Here is a 2,126-nt window from a genome sequence, read left to right on the forward strand (position 1 = left end):
TTTATCTAAAACATCTGTTGGTTGAATATACAAGCTTCTTACGGCACTGGCTGAATTCATCGAAGATTCTCAGCTCGCACTAAGCTGACTAGTGATTAGTAACCGACCTGCAATCTTAAACTAAAGCGTCAACTCAGGCCTTCTGGGCCACAAGGTCTCTCGATGCAGGAATGACAAGGGCGTTTCGGTGGCTAGTTTTCTCCCTCTGGTGGATGCGGGTCCTTGAATCCGAGTATCAAAAGCCGATATTGTTTCAATTTGGTAACAACACACTGCTTTGAAGTGCGCCCGGAGACGGTTGCGACCTTCAGGCGATCGCACCACATAACTGGGAGAAGCTTTAATGCCAAAACCAAAGAACAAGACTGCGCAGCGCGGCATTGTCGCTGCTGCAGCCACCGCATTGGTGGTTGGCGGTAGCTTCATTGCTCCCGCAGTCGCAGCCGATAAGGCTGAATCCACTCCAGCACCTTCACAGAGCCCGAGCGCTACGCCGTCGGCCACTGATGTCGCTGTAGACACCAAGGGACTTGACGAAGCAATCAAGCGCGACTTGAAGAAGTCGCCTGAGCAGTACTTGGAAGACTCGAAGGCAAACGACACCGTTGCTGAAGTCACCAAGAAGCTTGAAGACGAAGGTGTTAAGGCCAAAGCCAGCATCAAGGACGGCAAGGCCGAAATCACGGTTGCCGAAAAGGACGCGAAGAAGGCCAAGGATGTAATTGCTGCATCGGCCGCACCCCTCGAAGCCGAGCTAGTAACCGTCCCAAAGATAACTAGCGTCAACAAGCTCTATTCCGAGGTAGTTGAGAAGGTTCAGCCTGAAGAAGTTGAACAACTGACCGCTATCTTGGACACCGGGAAAGGCCTTCAGATCATTGCGGGTGGCATTGCCAGCAATGAGGGTCCAGCGAAGATGAATGGAAAGTCCTCTCAGCAGGACAATTCGCCCAGCGCACGCGCTTCGAAGTCGGCAGACAAGAACAAGCTCACTTTGGATGCATTCGCCACCCAAGCCGACGTAGATTTGGTCGAAACTGAGGGTGAAGGCAAGGCAAAAGCAGGTGCCATCGAAGATATTTATGGTGGCATGGGCTACGGAATCGCCGAGCCAGGCGCGGATCCGAATTTCCTTTGCTCGGTAGGGTTCAACGCTTGGAACCCATCGGGTGCTGATTCGATCATTACCGCGGGACACTGTACCCAAGATGGCAAGATGACTGACACCTACGTAGCCGAGCATGGTGCTCCGGGTCAGAGCGAGGGTATTAGCAACAAGCTCGGCACGTTTGGCTTCAGCCAGTTCGGTGGCCCGAATCATTCCGGCACGCCAGGTGTTCCTGAGAAGCCGGAGCTTGGTACTGACATTGCTGTCATTGACGACATCAACCCCGATCTAACGTTGCATGACCAGGTTTCGAAGTGGCCAGCAGGCAAGGACGAGCGTGAAGGTACCATCCAGGTTACTGGATTAGCGACCGCAACAGTTGGCGCAAGCGCCTGCTCCTCGGGGCGCACTACCGGATGGAGCTGCTCAGAAATCCTTGGTGAAGGCTTGTTCTTCGTTGGCGGTTACGACAATGACGTACGCGCCGTATGGGGCTACACCGCAAAAAACCCTAACCAAAGTGTGTTGGATCAGGGTGACTCCGGTGGAGCCGTGTTGATCGGCAACAAGGCCGTCGGCATTAACTCCGCTAATTCCGGTGGCAAAGATGGTTTGGAAGACACCCCAGATGATCTGGCTTTCTACACCGGCTTAGTTGATTCGCAGGAGCGCACCGCCGGTATTGCTGACTACCAGGTCAAGTTCTTGGTTAATGCACCAGCCCAGACCTCGCCAAAGGTCGGTGCAGAGGTCAAGCCAGGCGCGACCATCACCGGCAAGGTTGACAGTGCTTCGACTGGCACCACCGTACGCATCGTCATTGACGGCAAGCTGTACAAGACCGCCAAGGTTTCGGCCAACGGCACCTTCACCTTCGCTGCACCTAGCGAAGAAGGCAAGGTCAGCTTCCGCATGACCGCAGTCAACGGTTTCAACAAGTCGGCGAACGCTACCGGTTCGGTCATCGTTGCCGCTCCAGAGCCAACTCCGACCCCAACGCCAACCGACAAGCCTGAGC

General features: G+C 54.6%; 1 protein-coding gene. It reads left to right on the forward strand.

The window, feature by feature from the left end; translation table 11 throughout:
* Positions 1 to 343: 343 nt before the first annotated feature.
* A partial coding sequence (locus CIK74_RS06775) for a S1 family peptidase (protein ID WP_096255020.1) occupies positions 344 to 2,126 on the forward strand: 1,783 nt, incomplete at its 3' end.

The organism is Glutamicibacter sp. BW77 (genome assembly GCF_002332285.1).
In the GTDB taxonomy this organism is placed as follows: domain Bacteria; phylum Actinomycetota; class Actinomycetes; order Actinomycetales; family Micrococcaceae; genus Glutamicibacter; species Glutamicibacter bergerei.